This is a genomic window from Planktotalea sp. (genome assembly GCF_049680325.1).
Classification (GTDB): domain Bacteria; phylum Pseudomonadota; class Alphaproteobacteria; order Rhodobacterales; family Rhodobacteraceae; genus Planktotalea.
In genome coordinates, this window is record NZ_JBAUHO010000074.1 from 1 (window position 1) to 4,239 (window position 4,239).

Below are 4,239 nucleotides of genomic sequence, written 5' to 3' on the forward strand. Positions count from 1 at the left end.
GACCTATATTGATTGCCGCAAACCCAACTCCTATCCGCGCATACGCTCGACCCTGATGGATTTCATGACTGTCACAGTTATGCGAAACGCAGGGTTCGAAGCCTTCGATAATATCGCTGGCGGTGAAACGGCTGGTATTTCTTTTGCCGCGCTTGTGGCAGAGCGGATGGCGTTGCCGATGACCTATGTGCGCAAAAAGCCCAAAGGATACGGACGCGGTGCGCGTATTGAAGGGGATATGCACGAGGGCCAGCGCGTGCTTCTGGTTGAAGATCTGACGACAGATGGTGGCTCGAAACTCAGCTTCGTCGATGCGATTCGTGAAACCGGCGCAACCTGCGCCCATACGGCAGTAATCTTCTATTACGACATTTTTCCCGAAACCGAAAAAACCCTCGGCGATCACGGCGTGACATTGCATCATCTGTGCACTTGGTGGGATGTTCTGGCCGAAGCCAAAGCGCAAAATGTGTTTGATACGGCTACTTTGGAGGCGGTCGAAGCGTTCCTCAATGATCCGCGCGCGTGGCAGGAAGCCAATAAAAAGGCCTAAACACGCTCGCAAAACACAAATATGGGCGCGCTTTGTCGCGCCCTTTTTCTTTTACGCTATCTGGGGGCATGAAACCGCTCAACCCCAACATCTTGTGGATTTTCGCGTAGAATTAGGTTATCCACAGAAACATACAATTTGCACTTTCCGCTGTCTTTTTTGTAAGGAACAGGTCGGGATAGTGAAGGTGAGTCATGAACGAAATAGCCTCGATCAATCAGACACAGGTAGATATTGCTGCTGCCGAAACCATGCCCAACTCGATTGAGGCAGAGCAACAGCTCCTGGGCGCGATCCTGACCAACAACGACATTTACGACCGCGTCGCTTCGATCATTCAGCCGCGCCATTTCTATGACCCCGTGCACCAACGTATCTACGAGGTCGCAGCAGCGCGTATTTCCAAGAACAACCTTGCCTCCCCTGTGACGCTCAAGGCGTTTCTGGAAGATGATGAAGGCCTCAAAGAACTGGGCGGCCCCGCCTACCTTGCGCGTCTGGCCGGCGCTGCAATTTCCGCTTTTGCGGCGCGCGATTACGCGCAGATCATCTATGATCTGGCGATCCGCCGCGAATTGATGGGTTTGGGCCGCGACATCGTAGCCAAAGCCGCACGGGTTGATGTCGCCTCAGAGCCGGCCGAGCAAATCGTCGAAGCAGAGCAAGAGCTATACAAGCTGGCCGAAAAGGGCAGCTCGGACAGCGGATTTCAATCCTTTCTGCGGGCGATCACCGATGCGGTGAATGTCGCCAATGCCGCCTATGAGCGCGGCGGCGGCATGGCTGGTATTTCCACAGGTCTTGCCGATATGGACAAGATGCTTGGCGGTTTGCACAAGTCCGATCTTTTGATCCTCGCGGGTCGCCCGTCCATGGGGAAAACCTCGCTTGCCACCAACATCGCGTTCAATATCGCCAAAGCCTACCGCCATGGGAAACTGGCGGATGGCAGTGAGGGTGCGGTTGATGGCGGTGTTGTCGGCTTCTTCTCGCTGGAAATGAGCGCAGAGCAACTGGCGGGTCGTATCCTGTCCGAAGCGTCCGAGATTTCATCCCATAAGATCCGCCAAGGTGATATGGAGGAATTCGAATTCCGCCGCTTCGTTGAAGCTGCCAAAGAGCTTGAGGCCTGCCCGCTTTACATTGATGACACGGCTGCGATCCCGATTGCCCAATTGGCTGCGCGTGCGCGTCGTCTCAAGCGCACCCATGGGCTTGATGTGCTTATCATCGACTATCTACAGCTGGTGCGCGGAACATCCGAAAACCGCGTTCAGGAGATTGGCGAAATTTCCATGGGCCTCAAAGCCATTGCCAAGGAATTGCAGATCCCCGTGATCGCGCTCTCCCAGCTTTCACGTCAGGTGGAAAACCGCGAAGACAAGCGTCCTCAGTTGTCAGACCTGCGTGAATCAGGTTCGATCGAGCAGGATGCGGACGTGGTTATGTTCGTCTATCGCGGCGAGTATTACAAAGAACGTGAAAAGCCCGATGACGACAACCTCGAAGCCATGGCCGCGTGGCAGGATGATATGGCGCGCCTGCATGGCAAGGCCGAAGTCATCATCGGCAAGCAGCGTCACGGCCCGATTGGCACGGTCGAGCTAAGTTTCGAGGCGCAGTTCACGCGCTTTGGCAACCTTGCGAAGTCTTGGCAGGTTGGCAGCGACGACGCGAGCTTCTAATCGAACGGGCGCGAAATCCTCACAGGATTTCGCCTCGCTTTCTTTGAAAGAAAGCGTTTACCCGCGCGCGGCCTGTTCGATTTCAACCATGCTTAATCCGTATTTATCAGCAAACTTGCGCCGCGAAGCCACCAGCCTTGCATCATTCGGGCGCATGCCAAGCGTGCGGATAAACTCCATCCGCTGCTGCCCTTTCAATGCATCCCGCGAAATCGCTGTTCCCATTGCGCGATCAATGATCTCGCCCCCGGGCGAGACGTGGAACCATTTGGAAAAATCGCGGAAATGGTGCTGGTTGTGCAGCTTGGTGACATAACGCGCCAGCGCTCCCTTTGGCAGGTTCAAATGCGCCGACATGTGAAACCACTCATACCCGAGGAAGGTCGCAACGCCGCCAACGGGCACAATCGCCAGCGCAATCCAGAAGGCCTGCCCGACCGCGAACAGCGCCAGCGCCCCCCAGAGCGCCAAGAAATTAAACCCGAGCATGGGCAAAGCCACCCAGACAGGCACGAAGAATAACTTGTGATTGCTCGGAAAATCGTGATGCCCGTAGTGCGCACGGTAAAGCAGATCAAAGGCCCACTGGCGCCTGGGCGGGGCCAGATGAAAAACATAGCGGTGCAGGTTATATTCGTTCAAATACTGCGCCAACACGCCCAACGGTACAAAAGCCCAAGCCCACTCAGGGCCCACACTGACAAGCACAACACTTGCCAACGCAAAGACCGCCGCCATCAGCACAACACTTGGATGCTGCATCAGAATTTTGATCCGAACCACGCGCTTCTCTCCCTTGCTTCACCCGTTATGCGTCAATAGGCTTTGGCTAAAGTGTAATGAGGAGCAGGTTACGTGAAAAGACGTGAATTTCTAGCCGCCAGCGCGGCGCTTTCCCTAGCAGGTCCTGCCATGGCAACACCTCCCCTACATGTGCGCCCCGAAGAAGGCCCCCATGAAGCGACCTTCATGATGTGGCCAGTCAATCGCACGGTTCATCCTGATGGTGAATTTCTGGACATTCTGCAACAAACCATCGCGGATATTGCCAACTCTATTGTCGAATTTGAACCGCTCGTCATGCTCGCGGCACCAAGCGATCAAGCCCGTGCGAAACAGATGTTAAGCGGCAAGGTCGAGCTCTGGGATATCCCCACGGAAGACCTCTGGGCCCGCGATGCAGGACCGCTTATCGCCCATCAAGGCAGCAAACGCGTTGTCAGCCACATCCAGTTCAATGGTTGGGGCAAAAAGCAGGTGCACACGCGCGATAGTCAGGTCGCAGCGAAAATCGCCGATCATCTTGGCTTTGATCTGATGTCCAGCGGTCTAAAGGGCGAAGCTGGCGGCGTTGAACATGACGGTCACGGATTACTGATGGCGCATGAAAGCTCATGGGTGAACAAGAACCGCAATCCCGGCCAAAGCCGCGCCGAGGTCGAGCAACGTTTGCTCAAGGCTTATGGCGCCGAGCGGATGATCTGGTCGAAGGGCGTTTATGGCGAAGACATAACCGACTATCACATCGACAGCCTCGCGCGTTTTACTGGCGCTAACAGTGCGCTCATCAACCTGCCGGACAATCCCGATTGGGAAGACCCGTTTCATGCCGCCGCCTATGAAACCCACGACAGTCTTGAAAAGGCAGGCGTTCGATTGGATGTTATCCCCGAGCCTGAATATCGCCGTGTGAAAGGTATCGAATTTGTTGCCTCTTATGCCAACTACTATGCCTGCAACGGCGCGGTGATCGCGGCTGAATTCGGGGATCGCGAGACCGACAAACTTGCGCGCAAAGCCTTGGCACGCCACTACCCGGGCCGTGAAATCATCACACTGAATGTCGATGCACTTGGCGAAGTCGGCGGCGGCATCCATTGCGCCACCCAGCAATTGCCGAGCGCCTGATGGGCTGGTTCAATCGCAATGCGGAAAACATCGAGGCCGGCGCAGCGCTTGTTACTGCGCTTGTCGCGGTGCTTGCGCTCATCGGAGTAAAGC

4 protein-coding genes are annotated in these 4,239 nt (G+C 55.6%); 3 read left to right on the forward strand and 1 reads right to left on the reverse strand.

Going from position 1 to position 4,239, the window contains the following annotated elements; all coding sequences use genetic code 11:
• Positions 1 to 553: orotate phosphoribosyltransferase (locus tag WBC85_RS03045; RefSeq protein WP_424433201.1), on the forward strand; the 553-nt coding region annotated here is incomplete at its 5' end.
• 194 nt (positions 554 to 747) lie between these two features.
• The gene (locus tag WBC85_RS03050) at positions 748 to 2,238 is read left to right on the forward strand and encodes a replicative DNA helicase (protein WP_424433202.1); all 1,491 of its coding nucleotides are present in this window, start codon (positions 748 to 750) and stop codon (positions 2,236 to 2,238) included.
• A gap of 57 nt (positions 2,239 to 2,295) precedes the next feature.
• Here the strand turns inward: WBC85_RS03050 and WBC85_RS03055 are convergent, their stop codons facing one another.
• On the reverse strand, positions 2,296 to 3,021 hold the full coding sequence (locus WBC85_RS03055; protein ID WP_424433203.1) for a sterol desaturase family protein: 726 nt from the start codon (positions 3,019 to 3,021) through the stop codon (positions 2,296 to 2,298).
• Positions 3,022 to 3,093: 72 nt separating this feature from the next.
• Here WBC85_RS03055 and WBC85_RS03060 point away from each other — a divergent pair, with 72 nt between their 5' ends.
• On the forward strand, positions 3,094 to 4,146 hold the full coding sequence (locus WBC85_RS03060) for an agmatine deiminase family protein (protein ID WP_424433204.1): 1,053 nt from the start codon (positions 3,094 to 3,096) through the stop codon (positions 4,144 to 4,146).
• Positions 4,147 to 4,239 lie beyond the last annotated feature (93 nt).